Origin of the sequence: Desulfobacca acetoxidans DSM 11109 (assembly GCF_000195295.1) — a bacterium.
In the GTDB taxonomy this organism is placed as follows: Bacteria; Desulfobacterota; Desulfobaccia; order Desulfobaccales; family Desulfobaccaceae; genus Desulfobacca; species Desulfobacca acetoxidans.
The window spans coordinates 2,165,715-2,185,957 of the sequence record NC_015388.1; the positions used below are offsets into that span (position 1 = coordinate 2,165,715).

Here is a 20,243-nt window from a genome sequence, read left to right on the forward strand (position 1 = left end):
AACGAGATGCAAAATAGAAGCGTGAAAAAGAAGTTTAAACTAGTTCGTGATGCATCAGGAGCTGTTGCTATAAGTTTTGCCCTCACTCTCGCCATACTCTGCGGGTTCGTAGCGCTGGCATTTGATATCGGCCATTTGGTAATGGTAAAGGCTGAATTGCAGAGAACGGCGGATGCCGGCGCACTGGCTGGTGCAACGGGATTGGTGCCCTACACCGGTCCGGTGACAAGTCAAACGCCGGACTGGCTTCAAGGGCAGAGTAAGGCCCAGACATTAATCAATAACACAGCTAACCTAGCTGATAACCAGGTATTCACCACAACTGATAGTGCAGTTACCTATGGATACTGGTTGTTAAACCCGCCGGAAGGTTATGTCCAATCGCTGCCTACGGTTCGCCCCACTACATCGGCCTATCTACCTCAGCCGGCTATCAGAGTGACATTAAGTAGGAATGTAGATTTGTACTTTGCACCGTTATTGGGGGTATCTAGTCCAAAAACAGTGAATGCCACAGCAACCGCAATTCTGCCCGAAACCTATCGAACGAAAAATACCCCCCCGATTGCAGTAGCCAGAGACATTGTTTATGATATTATCGGTGACAGTGTTGTAATAAACGTGGACGAGCAAACTATCACACCTAGGAGCAATGCAGGGAGTGCAGGATGGTTTAATCTAAGTGGTGAGAACAGTGCTCCCTCGGTTCGTATCAATGAAGCGCTGACTTCTCCAACAAGTGCAATCTATCTGCTTCCAGGGACGAAGGCGACCCTATTGGGACTTGTCACAGCAGGCGAGACAATTGTATTGCCGATAGTCGATGATGTTTCACAAAAAACTTGGATGTCAATTGTCGGGTTTGCGGCGTTTAAGGTCGATAACTTAAACGCCAACTCTTTAGAAGGGCATTTTGTCAATAAGTATTTTGATCCCAATGTTCTCCCTGCCGACGGAGCCGGAATATATTTAGGAGTTGCTGGTACACCAAGATTAGTCGGTCCATAATATTATGAGACCGCTGCAAAAAGTGAAATTTTCCGGAAGCTCCATTTGAGGCGGAATGTATCAGCTACAAGGGAACTAAATCTTCATAGCTAGCCTTATATCGGAATTATAGGCGGCTTCTATTCATCGAGTTGTTTACTTTCGGCCAGATGAATTCTTCCCTTTTGATCGGTTTCAGGCTGCGAGGAAAACGGATTGAATTGGAAACGTAATTGAAATTTTCCTATGCCAGCATCATTCAAACTGCCTACGCTTATCTCAAAAAAATTAATGCTTTCTGGAAATATACCGATCTAAAAAAAAGATGATTAGTTATCCTCGCCATTACTGCAAGTATAAGGGCAGATAAAAATGTCAACCAAACTATGCCGGGTTGCAAGAATGAGGAAAGCGCAGGAAGGTGCAGCAGCAGTGGAGTTTGCTGTAATTCTGCCGATATTCTTATTGCTTATGCTGGGGATTATAGACTTTGGGAACTTATTTTATCAAATGCATGCAGTCAACGAGGCTGCCCGGGCGGCAGCGAGATATGCCACCACTCATCAAAATCTGGCAGGTATTTCCACAGATGTTGCTAATTTTGTTCAAACCAATTATGGCGATCAATTTCAGGTGTCAGTAAGCCCCCCGGTTTCCAAAGGCAATATCACGGTGACAGTGACCACTACTGTCACTATAAGTACCCCAATCATCAGTTCATTTTTTCCCAGTAATCCCTATACCGTTACCGGCAGATGCGTAATGGGACTGGAAAATTAAACAGTTATTCTCCGAAATCGGGCGCAATGATCATGTATGTAGTATAACTCCATAAAAGGGATTAGGAAAATGAAGGGCAATTTGGGGCGTCATGAAGAAGGCGCTATTGCTGTTATTACCGCACTACTGCTCCCCGTGCTGATCGGCTTCACCGGATTGGCTATAGATATCGGCAATCTCTATGTCATAAAAACAAGGATGCAGAGCGCAGTAGATGCCGCAGTCTGTGGTGGTGGCCTGAAATTACCGAATCAGGGACTGGCAATGACAACAGCAAATTCCTTTATAACCAGTAATGGCTTTGATCCCAACGATGCCACCATAACCTATACTCAAGATACCGTCAATAATCCAGCAGGCAGCCCCGAAATAAATTGTAGCATGACGAACCAGGTGCCAACATTTTTCCTGGGATTATTTGGTTATCCAAATATTTCTATCACCGTATCTGCCAAAGGCATATTGCAGACCGGCGGTGCCGGCGGACCATTTAATTATGCTATATTTTCTGATCAAAATCTGCCCATAAGCGGTAACCAAAAAATCACCGGGTCGGTTCACACAAATCATCAGTTGACTATCAGCGGTAATACGAAAATTTCGGGAGCGGCGGAAGGTGCAACGGGAGTACGCTTAAGTGGGTCCAACACCATAGGTTCTGTGCAAGCCGATACCACGGCCAATATCCACGTAAGTGGATCAAACACAATCGGTTCCCAATCGGGTGGGGCAACTCAAATCGCCATGCCCGATTTTACCTCGCAAATAGAAGCTGCTGCTCAGGCGCAGGGGACGGTTTATTATAGTGCGAAAATTCTTAGTGGAACAAACGACCTGGACGGCAATATATGGGTTCAAGGCGATATAACCATGAGTGGTATGACAACATCCGGCACCGGGGCTATCTTGGCTAATGGCAATATAACGATTAGTGGAAATACCACCATCGGCGGCAATGGCCAAGTTTGTCTCTATTCAGCCAATGGCAATATTACCGTTAGTGGCTCATTCAATAATGGTAGTAATGGAAGCGAAATTATATACGCTCCCAATGGTAGCGTGACTATTAGCGGTAATTCAACCATCAATGGTTGCATCGTAGCAAAGAGAATTGTTATTTCGGGAAATCTTACCGTTAATGGCAATTACACGGTTGCGAGCGTGCCTCTCTCCAATAACCATGTCAAATTAATTCAATAAGTTCTCAATCCCCTCTGTAATCCCAAGGCTTAGGTTTCTCCTGCCGCCTCGGAGCATTTCTGCCAAAATGCGGGAGATGGCGGCAGAAGTTGTTTCATCTGCTATGACCTACTAATCTTGTTCCCAGTCGGGAAATTCTTCCTTTCCCTCTTCCTTCTCCCCCTCCGGTATCACCCAGACGATGTGGCTTTTATTGATCACCAGCACCTGGTTGATCAATTCTCCCATGGAGGCCTCGAAAAGTACGACAAAGGGCTCTTCCCGGCCCACAAAGATATCGCTGACCCGGTGTTCGGTTTCACCCCGTTGAATCAGATTGATCTTTCCTGTCACCATCGAGCCGTCGCTCAACTTGAGGGTGGCGCGCCGTACGTCCATATGGCCCCTGGTAATAATCTTCATAGGCTACTCATCTTCTCCGGGCGTGGTTGGCAGACTCCTGGATAGTTGTGCGCCATTATGCCCCTGATGGTTAGATTGCGGAACTGTTTCTTGTCCGGCCTGCTCTTCCTGGAGTTTTTGGAGAGCTTTTTCCAGATTGAGTTTGGCTTCCTGATAGAACGTACTGCGCATTTCCAGGGCCTTCTGGAAACAACGGGCTGCTTTGCGGTAGCGTTGGGCTACGAAATAATGCACTCCGATATTATTGTAAGCCTGGGCCTCATCCCCTGCCTGGCGATACGCCGCCAGGGCTTCGGGGAATCTATTCAGGGTGGCATAGACCTCGCCCAATCGGCGGTTAAGCTTCGGATCGTTAGGGTTGAGATTTTTGGCTTTGGTAAGCCACTGCAATCCCTGATCATAATTTTTCAATTTGAAATAGGTCCAGCCCAGATCGCTCATGATTCGGGCGCTGTTCGGCGATGATGCTTGGGCCTGCTTGAATTCGCTCAGCGCCTGGGAATAGTTGTCGGCCCGCAGATACGCCACGCCCAAAAAATAGCGGGCTAATGGGCGTCGGGGTTCCAGGGCTAGGGCCGTCCGAAACTCATGCTGGGCTTCTGATAATTTGTCCTCTTGCAGGAAAACCAAACCCAAGGCTTCATGGGCCTCCACCAAATCTGTCTGGTAGGCGAGGACTTCAGCCAACTCCTTCTCGGCCTCGGCCAGCTTCCCCGTCAGGAGCAATATTACCCCGACCTTATAACGGATATCGTGGCGCAGTGGTTCTTGCGCCAAAATCTTATAATAATTTATGAGTGAGCTTTCATACTGCCGACCCTGTAAAAAAAGATCGCCTTGACTGGCCAGTTCTTCCAGATTCAGATCTCGATCCACCTGATCGGACTTCGGCTCTTTTAGCCCAGGGCCGTATATTTCGGCCAGACGGCTGGACTCTGCCCCAGATAGACCCCGGAAACCCGGGGTTTGCGTCTTTGATTTGGTGCCGAGGCACTGACACAGAACAAGTGGCAAGCAGAGTGCCAGGAAGAGATGTTTGTTCCTGTAAATTATCCGCCAGGAGAGCATATTACATTTCATCGGCTGTCTCCGCTTAGGACCTCGGAGTTAATAGACCACTAACTCGCGTTCCCTTGCTCCTAACATTTTCTTCGGATCGTGCACCAGGAGGAGATATCCCTGCAGCCATTTCGACGGACGGCGTGCTGAAAACCGGCAGGGTCGCGCTATTTTCTTTTTCGGTTTACCAACGTCATACTGCTGCTTGGCGATTCGGGGTGAATCGTCATTGCTGGTGGAGTCAATAAGGGGGCTCTCGAGGGTCTTGGGTTTTCGGGTGCTGATCGGCGCCATTGTCTCTTCCGTTGCAGCATCGATAGCCCGGCACAAGGGGAGTGCCCGAGATGCTGGAGACGGGCGTTGCTGTTCACTACGGTTTGCAGATTCCTGAACAATCTCGCCGTAACTCGCGAGTTTGATGCTTTCCAACGCAGAAAAACCGTTGCCTTCGTGATCAGGAGGTTTTTCGGATTCTGCCGCAGGACTGACTAACTCGGCCTTTTCCACCGGTCCAGGTTTCGGATGGCCGCCTTTTTTGGTCGGCGGCGGACCTGCCATTACAGGCCGCGCCTTTTCTCCTTGGGAGGATTCGGAATCCGAGTTAAGGGTGAGCGAGCTATTGTTTTTGGACCGGGAGGTGGTGTTCTTAGGTTCTTGCGGCTGCAGTCGGTTTGGGTCTCCTGCTCTTTCCGGCGGTAGATTGGGATCTTTAGATAGGCTGGCTATTGAGGAGGCGCGGGGAGCAACCGGAGAATGAGGGCCAGACGTGGGCCTGCCCAAACCGGCCAGCACCTGGTTTAATTTTTCTCTGGCCGGCGCTTCGCCCTCGGTTTTGCGCCACAGGGCCAGGGCCTGATCATCCCTGCCCTGCCGGCACCAGAGTAATCCGAGGTTATTACGGGCCAGGAGATAGTTTGGATCTCGATCCAGCACCATCCGGAAATGCTTTTCAGCCGCTTTATAATTGCCGGATAGATAGTTGGAGTAACCCAGGTTATTCATGGCACTCAGATTATCCGGATCTAGAGACAAGGCCTTTTCATAAAGGGATTGAGCTTTGGCGTAATCACCCAGGAAATCATAGCAGCTCCCCAAGACATTCAAAAGCCTGGTATTGGCCGGATCGTTCTCAGCGGCGGTGCTCAGTTCTTGCAGTGCCAGATCATACCGCCCCGAAAGCTTGAAATAATGAGCACTGCGAATGGCCCGCTCGCTGTCGGGAACAGCTCTCAAGGTGGAGAAGAATTTTTTCTCCATCTCCATAGTTGGCGACGCTCTATGCTGACATCCGCCAGCCAAGCCGAGCAGCATACCCAGACAGATAATAGTTAATTGAAAAGCTTTCATGATAGGCATCCTGAACATTGCCGATTCTGGAAACATCGTTTTACCTGGGGGGGGGCGGCGGGTCTCAGGTATAAACGTTCTCTGGCAGACCTGGAAAGAAAATTGTCTTATTTACCGCCCGTGCCTAATTGAATAAAACTGGCTGCAGCTTTTTCAGGCTGTTGACGTTCGAAACTCTTGTTAAAGCCCTCCATATTGGTAATCGCGGCTTTTGGACTCATCCCAGTAGTTGGAGATTCAGTCAGGGCGGCCTGGGGATTGACGATCTGCACAGCTTGATTATAAGCCCAAGAGGTGCCGTAATCATCTCTTAGGGCAGAATCTGGGGCACAGCCGGATATAGCAGCACCGATGAGCACCGCCAACATCGAGGTCAACAGGCGGCTCCTTCTGTAGGCTATTTTTCGGCAATTAATCGGTTGTTCGTTCATCATTAATTCTCCAACGGTTAAACGTGTCAGGTTATAATCGGTTATTCACCCCAAACGACTCTTCCTATTCCAGATGTCCGAACCCCGGCGGGGTGATCTCTCGAGCTGGCGACGCCGCGGGTGGCTGTGGTTTTTTATCTCGGCCTTCACTCCGACCCAGAAGATAAAACTCCAAATCAGTGGGCTCGATGTATTTATCAGTCGGCAGCCGGTGGGGTCCGGGGGGCTGAGATTTGACCAGGTGGGGGGTTACCAGGATGACCAGCTCGGTTTCGCTTTTTTGAAAGCTGCTGGAACGGAAGAGCACCCCTAGAATGGGCAGATCTCCTAATAAGGGATATTTATTCACAACATTGCGGTGTTGGTCCGACAGCAGGCCGGCGATAGCCAGTGTCTGGCCGTCTTTCATCTCCACCTGGGTGGTAGTCCGGCGAACCTTGAGCCCCGGTACTATAAAATTATTTACTACCACCGTGGTCTGACTGGAAAAGTCTAATTCTGAGACCTCCGGATTGATGCGCAGGGCAATTTTGTCGTTGTCTAACACGGTGGGAGTGAATACTAGGCCGACGCCGAACTTCTTATAGTCTATTGAGGTAGTTCCTAATCCGGACGGTACCGGAATGGGAAATTCGCCGCCGGCCAGGAAACTGGCCTCCTGTCCACTGGTGGTCACCAGATTGGGTTCGGCCAGTATCCGTCCCAGACCATTTTTTTTCAAGACATCAAAGAAGGCCGTCCAGAAAAATGATCCGTAGAGTCCGCCGAAGACGGCGTTAACCGAGCTGGAAAACTGTTGCGAGGATGTCGTAACTCCGGGATTGACCAAAACTCCTGGCGCCGTCACTGAGTCGAGATTCCGGTCAATGTTCTTTAAGATACTTAAACTATTTAAGAGGGTTGCCCCAAAGTTGCCGGCTTTGTTGGAATAGGCAAAGTTGATGCCCATCTCTTTTCCTACCGACCGGTTGATCTCCGCTACCCGCACCGCCACCATGACCTGCTGCACACCGCCGATATGGAGAAGGTTCACCACCTTATCCTTTTTGCCGCCGGAAAAGGCGGTGGCTAATGATATGGCGGTTTCTTGGGCTACCGGACCGGAAACTTCTCCTGATAAGACGACTGTATCCTCGGCAGCCTCTACGGCAATCTTCTCTTTGGGCAATACCTTGAAGAGTTTTTCCTTTAACAGGCTGACATCGGCTTCCACCGTTACCTTGGCGCTGGAAAAACTTCGTTTGCCCCAAAGACTGATATTGGTAACCCCAGGGGCATTGCCGTTGATATACACTTCCCGCTCGGAGATCATGATAATATCGGCCACCTCGGGATCAGCTACGGATATACGAGAGATCGTAAAAGAAGTCCGCAGCACCTTGGAGCGTCCGACCCGTAGCCGGATCACCTGTTCCAAATCCTCATCTTTTACCCGTTCCAGGAGGGCTTGAGCCGCCAAGACGGACGGAGGAGAGTACACGGCGGCACTGCCCAAAATTAAAACCATTGCCGCTAGAAAGCGTATGAGGCCCTTGGCATTCAATCTTGGATATCCCTTTCCAATGGCAGTTAGCATCGCTTTTCCGTCCTTACTTGACCCGTACGACCGCACCGCGTTATCTTCTGTTGGCAGAAAGGCCGGTCCGTTCTAAAAAAGATTCCCCCGCACCAGCAGGACACCCATCCCCAAGGCAATAGCCATCCCATACGGGATGCCCGGAGTCTGATTGGAACTGGGCGTCATAGTCTCCAGCAGGACGCCCTGACCGCGACACAAGACCATGGTTTGGAACCGGACCCAGCCGCGTTTGAGAAAACTCCAGAGAATCCCCCGCCATATTAACACACCTAAACTCATCAGCCCGCCAGCTATCCCCATATAACAGAAGAGGGAAAAACAGCCTTTGGGACCCAACCAGGCGCCTAAGGCAGCCAAACCTTTGACATCTCCAGCACCCATCCCCCCCCAGGATATATGGAATCAGCAGCAGACCTAGACCTAAAAGCAGACCGAACAGTCCTTGCCCCAGACCAGACCAGCCGAAGAATACCGTCTGATAAAACAGACCGGCTAAAGCGCCACCGAAAGTGAGATAATTCGGAATCCGTCGAGAGTGCAGGTCACTGGCAGCTATCGCTAACGCCAGCAAGAGGGGTGGGAGTAAATTCATCGGCAGATACCGCCCCCAGGCGAGAAATTCGGCATCACTCATGTTTCACCTTACGCAGGTTATTATTTGGGGAAATTGGGTGTGTAAATGTTTAAGCAAATCTGAATGTCATGATATTAATCGGCAACCCTGACTAATTTCATTAATTCATTTGTGACTAAATCATCGGGTGGCAGGGAATAATTTAACAAAGCCAGCAATTCCCGAAGGAACGCGGGGCAGGTGGGAATGAAGGCTGTCTCCGATATTCCTCATTGCATGTCCCCTCCGCCTCCTTCTTAAGCTTCAGCTTGGAAACGAGAGGGGAAAGACGATCGCTACGCTATGCCCAGAGTAATAGTTTCATAAAATCGGGAGTTTTAAAGCAGCTTGGAATAAAAGTAATTAATTTTAAACAATATACAACCTCGCCTTGCAAATCCGCTTCTTCGAACATAACATAAAGGGTAGTTGAGAACCCGGCAGACTGCGGTGTGGGTTCGAAGAATCCAAGAAGGGAGGATGAGTTATGGGCAGAGAGCAAGTTGCTCGTGTGACGGAGATCATTGCGGAATCTCCTGTGGGCTTTAAAGAAGCCATTAATGTCGGCTTCACCCGAGCTTCCAAGACCTTGAGGGGTATCACCGGTCTCAGGGTTGTGGAACAACGGGTATCGGTAAAGGATGACAAAATTGATACTTACCGGGTGCGCATGGAAGTCATCTTTATTTTGGATGAATAATCCATCGCAATGCTCGTTCTGGACGGGTCATATGGTGAAGGGGGCGGCCAGATAATTCGTACCTCCCTGTCGCTGGCCGCCCTCACCGGTAACGCCATACGACTGGATCGGATCCGCTACGGTCGAAGGCAACCCGGTCTCAGGCCGCAGCATCTTACTGCCGTCCGCGCCCTGGCCCAGGTTACCCATGCTGCTCTAACCGGAGACGAGATCGGCTCCACCTGCCTCACCTTCTCGCCCCAGGGAATTTTCCCCGGCAACTACACCTTTGATGTCGCTGAAAAAACCGGTAGCGCGGGTTCGGTCTGCTTAATCGCCCAAACACTGCTGCCCGTTCTGATTTTTGCCGATGCGCCTTCTAGTCTGATCATCAAAGGTGGCACTCATGTACCTTGGAGTCCGCCGGCGCATTATCTTAACGCCGTTTTTCTTCCGGCGCTAAGAGAGATGGGCCTGAACGCAGACCTGGAAATAATCCGATGGGGATTTTATCCTTTGGGAGGAGGAGAGATCCGACTGCGGCTGGCACCGGTTCAAGAACTCAATGCCATAGACTGGACCGACCCACCGGCGGCAACGGATTTTCAAGGTTTGTCGGCCGCAGCCAATCTTCCTGCCCACGTTACACGGCGCCAGATGCAGGCTCTGCAACAATCTTTGGATTGGCCCCTGCGTATTTTGGAAGAAAAGGCTCCCAGCCGGGGAAAAGGCAGTTTCGTATTTCTCTGGGGACCGCATGCCGGATTCTCGGCGTTGGGGGCTCGAGGCAAACCGGCCGAGAGCGTCGCGCTTGAAGCGGCTATGGCACTGAAACGTTTTTTAACGCTTAGAACCGGGGTGGACTGCCGTCTGGCAGATCAGATAGCGTTGTATGCCGCCCTGGCCGCAGGTGTCTCCAGGTTCAGCAGCGAGATGATCACGTCTCATCTGCTCACCAATATTTGGGTGATTGATCGGTTTTTAGGCCAAAGGTTTGCAGTGCAGGGTAATCTGGGGGGTACGGGAATAATTATGGTGAAAGGTAGCCGGGGTTTTAATCGGTAATTACTGACCACTGACCGCAGACCACTCATCCCTGAGGGCATTCTCCGGCTGCGTTCCTGCATCTTCTGCATCGATTACTTCCGGTTTGACCGTTTTGCCGCCCCCTAACATGGCCGCAATTTTCTGTGACAGGGCGGCAATGCGATATGGTTTCTGAATGAATCCCAAGGCCCCTTTCTCCATCATCAGGTGCACATCTTCATCCATGCTGTGTGCACTGTAGAGCAGTACCTTGATTTCCGGGTCGATCTCTCTCAACCGGTAAAAGGTTTCCCGCCCGCTCAGGCCGGGCATAACCATATCCAATACCACCAGGTCAATTTCCTCCCGACGCTCCTGCACGATGGCAATTGCCTGCATCCCGGTGGCCGCCGGGATAACCTTATATCCCAGTCTACCTAAAATCCGGGCGCCTATAGCCCGCACCGGTTCCTCGTCGTCTACCAACAGAATGACCCCGGAACCCCTCACAAACCGCAGCGGGCGCGGCTGATAAGTTTGCACCGGCTTCTTCGAGACCGGCAGATAGATGTGGAATGTGGTGCCAAAAGCAGCCTCACTGTCCATTTCAATAATGCCCTGGTGATTTTTAATAATAGAATACACCGAGGCCAGAGAAGGCCGGCCCTCACTCCCTACTTCTTCCGACACCACAAAAGGTTCAAAAATCTTCCCCTGCAACTCGGCATTTACGACCAACTGCGGAAAATTAAACGCAATATATACATAGGGGCCGGGCAACCGGTTGTAAGGTTGACAGAATTCCTCATCCAAAACAACTTCCTCGGTGCTGATGGCGACCTCCTGAACCTTGGCGCCTCGGGGCCTCCCCATCAACAATACATTGACCAAAACCTGTTCAATCTGCCCCTGGTCAACTTCAGCAGCCGGCACTTGTGGCCCCGGTCGGTAATGAATCCGCATCTGTTTGTGGGAAAATCGCAGCAGTTTGATGATCTTGTCGATAAGCAGATTCAGGTCCACCGGTTTAAGACTGAAATGCCGTTGTCCAAACGATAATAACTGGTCAATCAGTTCAGCGCCTTTGGTTACTTCCTGCTCAATCTGTTTGAGGTCATTATAACCCGGCCCCGTCGGCTTCAGATCGGCCAGTACCAGACCGTTGAGTATCAGGATATTGATCAATATATCATTGAAATTTCGAGCCCACCCCGATGCTAGAGCACCGATGGCCTCCATCTTCTGCTGTTGCAGCAACTGCCGCTCCATCTTTCTCATGGAGGTAACATCGTTAATCATCGCAAAAGACCCGACATATTGCTCCTCTTCCATGAGAGGTACTGAACTCAAAATAACTGATATTGTCTTGCCTTTCGGCGTCTGGAGTTCCAGTTCCTGCTGTGCCACCTTGCCCTTGCGGTTCTGTACTAGCATGGTGGCTAAAAACTTGCTGTTATCACCCCTCAGGAAGAGAGAGAGCTCTTTCCCCTCAAGATGTTCTTCGTCGATAATCTCCCGCAGACGGCGATTAGCAAACCGAATAATCCCCTGTCCGTCAATGATCCAGATTCCTTCGTAGGCGTTCTCCACCAGTTCCCGATATCGCCGTTCCGAAATTTCCAGTCTACGATGCATCAGGGCGCTGTCTAAAGCCATGGCGATCTGATGGGCAAAGTTCATGACCAGCTCTTTGTCGATGTCGGCAATATGAGGATCGCACCGCATCCTGTCGGCCAGGATCACCCCGATGACCTTGCCGCGCACCGATATAGGAGCCAGAATGAATGCCTTGGGCTGAAAAAGTTGAATGAGCTGATTCCCCTTGTTCAAACGGCTGTGGGCCACATCGTTGATAACGACAGGGATGCCGTTGATGGCAACCCGGGCAATGACGTTATCCACCTTCGAAACCGGTATCTTATAATCTTTTACCTTCTCGTACAGGGTTGGATCAATCCCTACTCCACAGTGGATCTCTAAATGATTTGATGCCTCGTTAAGTAAAAAAACCCCGGCCCGATCTAATTTGGCGAACCTGATTAAGAAATTTAGGGTGACCTGCAGCAGACCTTTCAGATCAACCGCAGTCAGGGCCGCCATACAGGTTTCCGGCAGAGACATGAGCTGATCGATCTTCTCCTTGAGCTGCAGATTCAGATGATGTACTTCATCGTATTTCCGCTTTAAAATCTCCTTATCTTTCTCCAACTCCTGGATGGTATCCCGCAATAACCGCCAGGGGAGAAATACACTTCGCAGCCATTTCTTTAAGCGCGATCGGTCTTCCCACGTACAAAAATACTCACAATAATCATCCCCATGGAAATAACAGCGCCTTTCCTCTAAATCCCCGGGCGGCAGATGCCAGATGGTCGGCATGGCCGTCAGGATGCCCCGATTAAAGAGACAGAAATCTTCATCAGCCGGGATATGGCGAAAATAACGAAACTTGACGACCGCCTGGCAGCGACCGATAAACTGCACCTCCACCGTCTTGTTGCGGTTGAACTTATCGCTGATTACCTGAATCTTTTTCAAGGCCAGGCGCGGGTTGCCAAAGGCCTGGGTAATAATCCGTTGAACATAGCCGAATTTCTGTTTAGTAGCAGCATAGCTGCCGATCTTGAAAGCTATCTCATCATCCTGACTCAAGCTCCTGGCTTTCTTGAACATTTGGATGACCACGTCGCTGGACACCCAGTTGTTGATGTCGGTGAGGAACTCCTGCGGATTTGGCAAGACTTCTATTTCAGGATGTAAATCCTGGAGGAGGGTAGGGGTTAGGGCAGGAAAATGCTCCTGAAAATAATCAATGATTACCTTGGTGTTCAGGCATCCATGATGCTTTTCCATGTCTGCCGCCCTGACGAGAAAGGAGTTTCTGGGTTGAGAGGGTGCATCCTGGCGCCCGTTATCACAGAATTGAACATTTGCGCAATGAAGCGGCCGAAATGAACGATCGTTGACCGCATAGCCTCAAAAATCATCGAGCCAAACAAATTCTGCCAACTTCACTTTTCATATTTCTAACATATATGTTCATGTTTTTAGACATATTCGATATTATACTAACCTATTAAAATTATTTGTCAATATATTTCGACATAATGGTTTTAATTAATTAACAGACGGAATAATCGAAAACCATACACCATCTGCCAACAATCAGAGACCAGCAGCCAGCAACCCAACTTTGTGACAACTGTCCTATCTGTTCTGTCTAACTTGCTTATATATCAATAATATCCTGGCTATCCGAATTGCTTCGGCACAATACCCAAGGAGGATAGCCATGCAAAACATCCTTAACCGCTCGCCCAAGAAGCGACTCAACCTCAGCAAGTTTTGTCAGATGCACCTTAGCCGGTCTCTGGCCCGCCGCGTTCCTTTCCCAGTCTCCCGCTTCTACCTTTCCTGTATCGGGAAGTTGTACTACCTGCTGAATCCCCAGGAGCGTGATCTCATCTGCCATGCCATCACCCAGGTCTTTGAGCCGCGCATGCCGCAGTCCGCTTTATCAGGGCTTATTGCCCGCACCTTCCGCGGCATCTTCACCCATTATCAGGAAAAGCTCTTTTTGGCCTATGCCCCGGTGAATCGCGTGAAGGCGGAATTACAGCAGCGTCTGCAGATCCGGGGCGCAACCGAGCTAAAGAACGCCCTGGACCGCGGTTGCGGGGTCATCCTGGCCACCGGACATTTCGGTGCCGTGGAATTTCTGCCCGGTGCCCTGGCACTTCAGGGCTGGCCGACGGCGATCATTGTCCGGCCGCAAACCAAGGAACTGGCCGCCTCTCTGACGTCTCGGGCGGCTCTCATCAATCTCAAACTGATTTTTCCCGAGCATGGCAAGGTCCTGCCCGCAGCCCTAAAGTCCCTCCGGGAAGGCCGGATTCTGATTACCGAGTGTGACGAATTTGAACAATGGCGGCTCAACCCGGAGCAGCCCGTGGATTTTTTGGGCTTCCACCTCCCGAGTGATCGCACCCTGAACGTTTTACAGAAGCGCTCCGGGGCGCCGGTGCTTACGGCCTTGGTCCGACGGGAACCGAAGCGGCAATACTGTGTGCAGCTTGCCGGGGTACCCGCCTTCTCTTCCACACGCGAGACGAGTGCTCTTTGTTTGCATCGCCTCCAGGAAGAGATCTTCAGACATCCCGAACAATGGTACCAGTGGAAAGAGTTCGGCCGATTTATTGCGGCCTTGCCAGCCCATTGCCCACCGCCCACTGCCTACCGTTCACTGTCCGCTGTCCCCTGTGCATTGAATTGTGCGGTGCTGACCACTCAAGGAGGGTAGTTCAATGTTAAGCGGCAAGATTATCAATCTTCGAAGGGTCGTAGTAACCGGTATGGGTCTGGTAACCCCTTTGGGAAACTCCCTGTCTGATTCCTGGAAAAAATTAGTGGCCGGCTGCTCGGGAATTGCTCAGGTAACGAAGTTCGCCGCCGACCTGCAGGAATTTTGTCAACGGTATAAAATTCCTGAAGACTTTCCACTCATCGCCGGTGAAGTAAAAGACTTCGATTTTAAGGCCCGGATGCTATCAGCTAAACCTGACCTGACTAAAGAAGACCTGAAACTGGCCAAGTACACCGATAGTTTCACCCAATATGCCCTGACCGCCAGTTATGAGGCCTTGGCGCAGTCCCGGTTGGATCCCTCAGTCGAAGACCCGGAGCGCCTCGGCACTATCATCGCTACGGGCATGGGCGGCGTCGCCAGTTGGGAAGAAGCCTGCCGAAAGTTTGATCAAGAAGGGGTGAAGAGGGTTTCTCCTTTCATGGTTCCCAAACTGCTACCCAACCTGGCTGCCGGGAACGTAGCCATCAGCATTGGCGCCCAGGGACCCAATACCGCCCTATCCAGTGCCTGTGCCGCCGGCGGGCAGGCCATCGGCGCCGCCTTTCGATCTATTCAACTGGGCGAGGCCGATATCATGCTGGCCGGAGGGGCGGAAGCGGCACTGACGCCTCTGACCGTGGCGGGTTTCTATCGTATGGGTGCCTTGGCCACCGGTTTTAACGACCGTCCGGAAGCCGCCAGCCGACCCTTTGATCAAGAGCACGCCGGGTTTGTCCTGGCTGAGGGGGCTGGCATCATGGTGCTGGAAGAGTTAACCCACGCCTTAAACCGGAATGCTCCTATATTCGCTGAGTTGAGCGGCTTTGGCATGTGTGGCGATGGTCACCACATTACCGATCCCGATCTCAAAGGTGCTATCCGGTGTATGCGCCGGGCGATGCAGGATGCTGGCATAGAGCCCCGTGAGATCGACTATCTCAATCCCCACGCCACTTCGACGCCGGTAGGAGACCGAAATGAGGCCCGGGCTATCAGCCAACTCTTTCCTCAGCAGCCTGCCGTCAGCGCCACCAAATCTTTGACCGGTCATCTCTTGGGAGCTGCCGGGGCTGTGGAGGCCATTTTTACTGTGTTGTCGGTGCACCAGGAGGTGATACCGCCATCCCTGAACCTCGTGGAAATCGATCCGGATTGTGCCGGTCTGTCCCTGGTAGCAGGTGAGGCTCAGAACCGAACGGTTCGTTACGCTCTCTCTAATTCCTTCGGCTTCGGCGGCACAAACGCGGCGTTATTGTTCAAGAGATATCCGTCATGGATTCTTTAAACCGAACCGCAACAAGGGAAAGGAATACTCATGCAAACTCAGGAAATTAAAAAAATGCTCGTCATCGGCGCCGGCCTGATGGGCCGCCAGATCGCCCTCCAGGGTGCCCTTTTTGAGGTAGAGGTAGTCATGTATGGCCGTTCCGAAATTTCTCTGGCCCGAGCCCGCCGCCATCTCAAGCGATATGCTTCCTATCTCACTCAAGGTGGGTTTATCGGTTCGGACAAGGCTGCCCAAGCCCTGAAGCGCATCACCTTGACCACAGATCCAATCGTCGCAGCTGCCAATGTAGACCTGGTAAGCGAATCGGTTACCGAAAACCTATCGCTGAAACAGCAGATTTGGGCTCAGTTCGGGCCGCTGCTCCCGGCTCAGGCCATTTTGACCACCAATTCATCTATGCTTCTGCCATCCGAATTTGCTGCCGCATGTGGTCGGCCAGAGCGATTTCTGGCATGGCATTTTCACCAGCTCTGTTTTATCAAGAATGTCGTGGATATCATGCCGCATGCACAAACCGATCTGCAATACGTCCAAACCCTAACGGAGTTTTCCCGCCGTCTGCAACTCCAACCGATCGTACTCAGGAAAGAACATCGCGGTTACGTCTTTAACGCCATGCTGACCAACCTGCTGACGGCAGCCCTGGAATTAGTCGTTGCTGACGTGGCCAACGTTGAGGATATTGATCGGGCCTGGAAGACAGTTATGCAGACGCCGCAGGGACCTTTCGGCATCATGGATGGGGTGGGATTAGACACTGTGGCCCATATTCTGCGCTTTGGAGTGGCCGTAGCCCCCGAAAATCCTCTCTATGCGGGAGCTTTGGAGTGGCTGCAACCGAAGATCGAGCAGGGCCATTTAGGACAAAAAACCGGCAGGGGATTTTATAGCTATTCCCGCCCCAAACTGGCGTCAGTTAGTTGAATTAGAATTTACAGGAGAGGCTGAAACCCAAAGAATGATTGTCACTTTCATATTTGCCATTGGCTTGGTTGGCCGCCGGCAACGGTGTGCCATTAATCGCCAACATGTTTGCTTTGGAACGATTTTCACTCAGGATGTAGTTGTAGGCAAACCCGAGGGTGAAGCGACCGATTTGGGTATCACCGCCAATGGTAAAAATATGCCGGTTGGCATCGGGAATGGTCGGGTCGAAGGTGTCGGAAGGCACTGGCGTCAGATCGTAGATATAGCCCACACGAGCTTTCATGCCGGGGCGAAGTTCGTAATTGGCACCGAATCGGAAGGCCCAGGTATCGTCCCAATTTTTCTCCTGCAGGATCGAGGAAAGAGTGGCAGGCGGAATTGTTGCCGGGATTGGCTGGTTTAGTGTGAGGAGTAGGTTCTTGTAGGTTGACCAGCCCGTCCAGGTTACGTCGAATTCAAAGACAAAAGGTTTGATCCGGCTATAGGCGCAACCCCAAGTCACCGAAGGAGGGAAGACCACATCCGCCTCACCTCCGACATTATCTAGCAGAGAGACGCTCAGATCGCCGCTATGGGTCACCTTGATCTCACTCCGATAATGGACACCCAACTTGACGCCTTCCATCGGTTCATACAACAACCCCAGGTTATAGCCGAAGCCAACCCCATCGCCCTTGAAATCATTGTCGATATCCCGCAACGGGGGTACAAAGCGGACGGTCTTGCGGCGGATCTGCACCTTCGACCATAAAACGTCAAAACCCACGGCGCCGGATAAGTTATCGAGCAGTTTCACCGAGATTACCGGATTGAGGTTAAATGTCTGCAGCTTGGACTTGGTGGTGAGGTATTGTCCGGCCCAGGTCGAGGGCCACTCGGTTCCTAAACCGAAGGGGGTAAACAACCCCAACCCGGCGACAAAACGTTCATTCAGAGGCAAAACGGCATAAAAGGCGGGTACAGAAAAGATCTCGTGTTTGGCGGTGGCATGTAGACCCGTCGGGCTATTGTAGGTGCGATTGGTACTGCTGAGAACCGAATTAAGGTAGATCTCAGGTTGCTTTAACTGGATCAAACCGGCGGGATTGTAAAAGATGGCAGAGGGATCATCAGCTTGTGCTACGAAAGCATTACCCTGGGCCATTGCCGCCGTCCCCTGCTGCAAGACGGCGAAGCCGGCTGCATACACCCCAGATACCTTCCATAACACCATGCACAAAACTATCAAGTAGACGGCAACGTCTCTTGGCACGGGTCGGCTCCTTTCTTGTTTGAGGTGCAGGCTAAAAAAGGGGAGGAATATTAAAATTCTTTTTAGCATACTTTAAGCTAAGCAGCAATCATTTTGTTGCCAATTTTAAATATTTAAACGAATAACCATATTGTTATATTATCGGCATATCTAATAATTTAATAAATTATTAGAGGCAAATTATTACGACAAGATAATATATTTATATTGTATCCTATTAAATTATCTGCAATATTCGAGATATTATTTTTTTCTCTAAAATAAAATTTTTTTTACAATCAGTCGATAAAAAATGTAAAAATATAATTCACAAATTCATATGAAACGGGTATAATTCGTTCATCCTGACAGAAATAATTTTTTAAGCAGATACGTCCTCATACTGCTCCTGGCGGGAACAATGTGATCTGGCCGGTAAGCATAAATGGAGAGGTATCTGTAAAAGGAGCGAAGGCCATTGTTTGGCAATTTATTGCAATAATAGAAATATGTTAAAAGGAGATCATCATGAATCCGAAACAATTTATCTCCCGTCGGCTGCGTCTCAATCTCAGCAAATTCCTCCAGATGAGACTGAATAGCTGGTTGATCCGATTCCTGCCCTTCTTCCTTTCACGCTGCTACCTCATTGCTTTAGGCCGACTCTACTATTTTTTCAATCGCAAGGAAAAGCAATTAATTAAGCAGACCATTACCTATGTCTGGAGTGAGAAATTAACTGCTTCAGAGCTGCGCCGGATGGTCCGAAAGACTTTTAAGGGTATCTTCGATCACTATCACGAAAAGCTTTTTTTGGCCTATTCCCCTTTTAATCGGGTGAAAAAGTTCCTGGGTAAACGACTGCGATTCGAGGGCGAAGAAGCGCTGCAGCAGGCCTTGGCGGCCGGGAAAGGCGCCATTCTGGCCACCGGCCATTTTGGCGCGGTGGAATTCCTGCCGGCGGCGTTGGCCTTTAAAGGCTATAAGGTCGCCATTATTTGCCGTTTTCAGACAAGTCGACTACGAGACACGTTAGTTGAGCGCGCCGGGCAGGTGGATCTCGAAGTAATTGACGCGGACCGCGGCAACTGCCTTTTAGCGGCCCTGAAAGCATTGAAACAGGGAAAGATTATCATTACCGAGTCAGATGAGTTTGATGAGTGGAAGGCAAAGGATGATTACCAGATCTCTTTCTTGGGTGCCTGGCTGGACTATGACCGATCTCTGGACATTTTGAGCAAACGCTCAGGCTCTCCGGTGGTTTCAGCCTTAGTGAGCCGCCATGGCAAGGGTTATGCTCTGCAGTTGACCCCCATTACCCTAAAATCGTCGACTGAAACGAGGATGGGAGAAAAGTGCCTGGCAGTGCTGGAGAATATGCTCCAGGCGTGTCCGACACAATGGTATCAATGGAAAAAATTCGGCAAGATGATCAGTCCATATCTGGAAAACATCGCGCCAGCAGTCAAACCTTCGTTGGCACCGGCGCGTTTTACTCTTCGCCATGCACACTAAGAATGACTTGACAGAAGAAATGCTGATTATATAATGTAAATTACTATATAAATTATTAAATAAATTATGATTTAATATCCATAAAGAATTTATGAGAGAGGTCTTGCTCATATTCTTTAATTCTCATCCTGGACATGGAGAAAAATCTATCCCTTTTAGCTAGGCGATTCTTCGTTTCGTTCCGGATGATAGATGCTGCAGGAAGCGAATCTTGTTAGATAGTCGAGAAGAACGACTTTAGCGTAGCAATGATATGACTCAGTAAAACAGGGTAGTTTCGGATAACACTATCACTGCCTGCATCGATAGGTATTGTGCCAGTGAGCCGCCTATCGTAAAGGAATATGACAGAATCGTTTGCTTTCAGGGTCTTGAGGTTCATGTTACACCATTCCTATGGAACGAGGGGGGCGAGTTTCAAATCGCCGCTCTATCGCCGAGAGGTTTTTGCAATCCCGTCTGACTCCAAGATTACCCGTCTGCCCACCGCAATGACGACTTGCCCCTACCACCACAAGGCCTTATTATGTCAACGAAACAATGGCAATTGCCGATCGGATTTTTCACTTTAGGAGGCTGAGCACTATCCAGACCAACTTTATTATCCCTTAAACCGCACTGCCGCAATCGGCGCCAATGAACCCTCGGCGGTTAACCGGAAAGGATCATTCAGGCCCATCCGCAGGGGCGATTCTTGTATTCGACCCAAACAACTGAGGTGTTACGAATTGCCTGCTTCCAATCATCTGTTCAAACACCCGGATGGTTTGGGTGTTTGCCGCGGCGCGAGAATCCCTCCTTGTATAAACATCCCGGTTCGATTATTATAAAAAA

17 protein-coding genes and 1 pseudogene are annotated in these 20,243 nt (G+C 50.4%); 9 read left to right on the forward strand and 9 right to left on the reverse strand.

The features are described from left to right. Positions 1-6 precede the first annotated feature (6 nt). From DESAC_RS09675 to DESAC_RS09685, 3 genes are all read left to right on the forward strand, one after another. Positions 7-1,008 carry a TadG family pilus assembly protein gene (locus DESAC_RS09675; RefSeq protein ID WP_013706881.1) on the forward strand — a complete coding sequence of 334 codons (1,002 nt, stop codon included), beginning with the start codon at positions 7-9 and terminating at the stop codon, positions 1,006-1,008. 381 nt (positions 1,009-1,389) lie between these two features. Next, positions 1,390-1,767 carry a TadE family protein gene (locus DESAC_RS15310; RefSeq protein WP_218915672.1) on the forward strand — a complete coding sequence of 126 codons (378 nt, stop codon included), beginning with the start codon at positions 1,390-1,392 and terminating at the stop codon, positions 1,765-1,767. 69 nt (positions 1,768-1,836) lie between these two features. Beyond that, positions 1,837-2,967 (forward strand): TadE/TadG family type IV pilus assembly protein, encoded by a 1,131-nt coding sequence (locus DESAC_RS09685; protein ID WP_013706883.1) that lies wholly within the window; start codon positions 1,837-1,839, stop codon positions 2,965-2,967. 111 nt (positions 2,968-3,078) lie between these two features. Here the strand turns inward: DESAC_RS09685 and DESAC_RS09690 are convergent, their stop codons facing one another. The 7 genes and pseudogenes from DESAC_RS09690 to DESAC_RS17010 form a co-directional block, all read right to left on the reverse strand. After that, positions 3,079-3,369, reverse strand: a complete 291-nt coding sequence (locus DESAC_RS09690) for a DUF6812 domain-containing protein (RefSeq protein ID WP_013706884.1) — start codon at positions 3,367-3,369, stop codon at positions 3,079-3,081. A gap of 3 nt (positions 3,370-3,372) precedes the next feature. Beyond that, complete coding sequence (locus DESAC_RS09695; RefSeq protein WP_169311527.1) at positions 3,373-4,245, reverse strand: tetratricopeptide repeat protein; 873 nt, start codon at positions 4,243-4,245, stop codon at positions 3,373-3,375. A 231-nt stretch (positions 4,246-4,476) separates the two neighbouring features. Continuing rightward, on the reverse strand, positions 4,477-5,775 hold the full coding sequence (locus tag DESAC_RS09700) for a tetratricopeptide repeat protein (protein WP_013706886.1): 1,299 nt from the start codon (positions 5,773-5,775) through the stop codon (positions 4,477-4,479). 107 nt (positions 5,776-5,882) lie between these two features. Further along, the gene (locus DESAC_RS09705; protein WP_013706887.1) at positions 5,883-6,209 is read right to left on the reverse strand and encodes a hypothetical protein; all 327 of its coding nucleotides are present in this window, start codon (positions 6,207-6,209) and stop codon (positions 5,883-5,885) included. Between the two features lie 61 nt (positions 6,210-6,270). Next, complete coding sequence (locus DESAC_RS09710; protein ID WP_013706888.1) at positions 6,271-7,782, reverse strand: type II and III secretion system protein family protein; 1,512 nt, start codon at positions 7,780-7,782, stop codon at positions 6,271-6,273. Positions 7,783-7,854: 72 nt separating this feature from the next. Continuing rightward, positions 7,855-8,166 (reverse strand): A24 family peptidase, encoded by a 312-nt coding sequence (locus DESAC_RS16305; protein ID WP_052301935.1) that lies wholly within the window; start codon positions 8,164-8,166, stop codon positions 7,855-7,857. Between the two features lie 13 nt (positions 8,167-8,179). Next, positions 8,180-8,419, reverse strand: a pseudogene (locus tag DESAC_RS17010) (prepilin peptidase); the annotation flags it as partial. Between the two features lie 466 nt (positions 8,420-8,885). Here DESAC_RS17010 and DESAC_RS09720 point away from each other — a divergent pair. Further along, complete coding sequence (locus DESAC_RS09720; protein ID WP_013706889.1) at positions 8,886-9,098, forward strand: dodecin family protein; 213 nt, start codon at positions 8,886-8,888, stop codon at positions 9,096-9,098. 9 nt (positions 9,099-9,107) lie between these two features. Further along, entirely contained in the window at positions 9,108-10,142 is a 1,035-nt protein-coding gene (rtcA, locus tag DESAC_RS09725; protein WP_013706890.1) for an RNA 3'-terminal phosphate cyclase, read from the forward strand. Here the strand turns inward: rtcA and DESAC_RS09730 are convergent, their stop codons facing one another. Continuing rightward, positions 10,143-12,956 carry a hybrid sensor histidine kinase/response regulator gene (locus DESAC_RS09730; RefSeq protein ID WP_013706891.1) on the reverse strand — a complete coding sequence of 938 codons (2,814 nt, stop codon included), beginning with the start codon at positions 12,954-12,956 and terminating at the stop codon, positions 10,143-10,145. 439 nt (positions 12,957-13,395) lie between these two features. On the opposite strand from DESAC_RS09730, the gene DESAC_RS09735 reads away from it, so the two are divergent. From DESAC_RS09735 to DESAC_RS09745, 3 genes are read left to right on the forward strand one after another with little or no spacing between them, the layout of a single operon-like run. Continuing rightward, a complete protein-coding gene (locus DESAC_RS09735; RefSeq protein WP_013706892.1) occupies positions 13,396-14,403 on the forward strand; it encodes a lysophospholipid acyltransferase family protein in 1,008 nt (335 codons plus the stop codon). A 4-nt stretch (positions 14,404-14,407) separates the two neighbouring features. Beyond that, positions 14,408-15,733, forward strand: a complete 1,326-nt coding sequence (gene fabF / locus DESAC_RS09740) for a beta-ketoacyl-ACP synthase II (RefSeq protein ID WP_013706893.1) — start codon at positions 14,408-14,410, stop codon at positions 15,731-15,733. Positions 15,734-15,763: 30 nt separating this feature from the next. Further along, complete coding sequence (locus tag DESAC_RS09745) at positions 15,764-16,660, forward strand: 3-hydroxyacyl-CoA dehydrogenase NAD-binding domain-containing protein (protein WP_013706894.1); 897 nt, start codon at positions 15,764-15,766, stop codon at positions 16,658-16,660. 1 nt (position 16,661) lies between these two features. On the opposite strand, the gene DESAC_RS09750 is transcribed toward DESAC_RS09745, so the two are convergent. After that, positions 16,662-17,915, reverse strand: a complete 1,254-nt coding sequence (locus DESAC_RS09750) for an OmpP1/FadL family transporter (RefSeq protein ID WP_013706895.1) — start codon at positions 17,913-17,915, stop codon at positions 16,662-16,664. A gap of 507 nt (positions 17,916-18,422) precedes the next feature. On the opposite strand from DESAC_RS09750, the gene DESAC_RS09755 reads away from it, so the two are divergent. Continuing rightward, positions 18,423-19,409 (forward strand): lysophospholipid acyltransferase family protein, encoded by a 987-nt coding sequence (locus DESAC_RS09755; RefSeq protein WP_013706896.1) that lies wholly within the window; start codon positions 18,423-18,425, stop codon positions 19,407-19,409. Positions 19,410-20,243 lie beyond the last annotated feature (834 nt).

What these genes read in the sequence shown, in the direction of transcription:
- DESAC_RS09710 (WP_013706888.1), bottom strand. Translation starts at nt 7,782, where the DNA reads ATGCTAACTGCCATTGGAAAGGGATATCCAAGATTGAATGCCAAGGGC.
- DESAC_RS09720 (WP_013706889.1), top strand. Translation starts at nt 8,886, where the DNA reads ATGGGCAGAGAGCAAGTTGCTCGTGTGACGGAGATCATTGCGGAATCT.
- DESAC_RS09675 (WP_013706881.1), top strand. Translation starts at nt 7, where the DNA reads ATGCAAAATAGAAGCGTGAAAAAGAAGTTTAAACTAGTTCGTGATGCA.
- DESAC_RS09690 (WP_013706884.1), bottom strand. Translation starts at nt 3,369, where the DNA reads ATGAAGATTATTACCAGGGGCCATATGGACGTACGGCGCGCCACCCTC.
- DESAC_RS09755 (WP_013706896.1), top strand. Translation starts at nt 18,423, where the DNA reads ATGAATCCGAAACAATTTATCTCCCGTCGGCTGCGTCTCAATCTCAGC.
- DESAC_RS09700 (WP_013706886.1), bottom strand. Translation starts at nt 5,775, where the DNA reads ATGAAAGCTTTTCAATTAACTATTATCTGTCTGGGTATGCTGCTCGGC.
- DESAC_RS09685 (WP_013706883.1), top strand. Translation starts at nt 1,837, where the DNA reads ATGAAGGGCAATTTGGGGCGTCATGAAGAAGGCGCTATTGCTGTTATT.
- rtcA (WP_013706890.1), top strand. Translation starts at nt 9,108, where the DNA reads ATGCTCGTTCTGGACGGGTCATATGGTGAAGGGGGCGGCCAGATAATT.
- DESAC_RS09745 (WP_013706894.1), top strand. Translation starts at nt 15,764, where the DNA reads ATGCAAACTCAGGAAATTAAAAAAATGCTCGTCATCGGCGCCGGCCTG.
- DESAC_RS09735 (WP_013706892.1), top strand. Translation starts at nt 13,396, where the DNA reads ATGCAAAACATCCTTAACCGCTCGCCCAAGAAGCGACTCAACCTCAGC.
- DESAC_RS16305 (WP_052301935.1), bottom strand. Translation starts at nt 8,166, where the DNA reads ATGGGTGCTGGAGATGTCAAAGGTTTGGCTGCCTTAGGCGCCTGGTTG.
- DESAC_RS09705 (WP_013706887.1), bottom strand. Translation starts at nt 6,209, where the DNA reads ATGATGAACGAACAACCGATTAATTGCCGAAAAATAGCCTACAGAAGG.
- DESAC_RS09730 (WP_013706891.1), bottom strand. Translation starts at nt 12,956, where the DNA reads ATGGAAAAGCATCATGGATGCCTGAACACCAAGGTAATCATTGATTAT.
- DESAC_RS15310 (WP_218915672.1), top strand. Translation starts at nt 1,390, where the DNA reads ATGAGGAAAGCGCAGGAAGGTGCAGCAGCAGTGGAGTTTGCTGTAATT.
- fabF (WP_013706893.1), top strand. Translation starts at nt 14,408, where the DNA reads ATGTTAAGCGGCAAGATTATCAATCTTCGAAGGGTCGTAGTAACCGGT.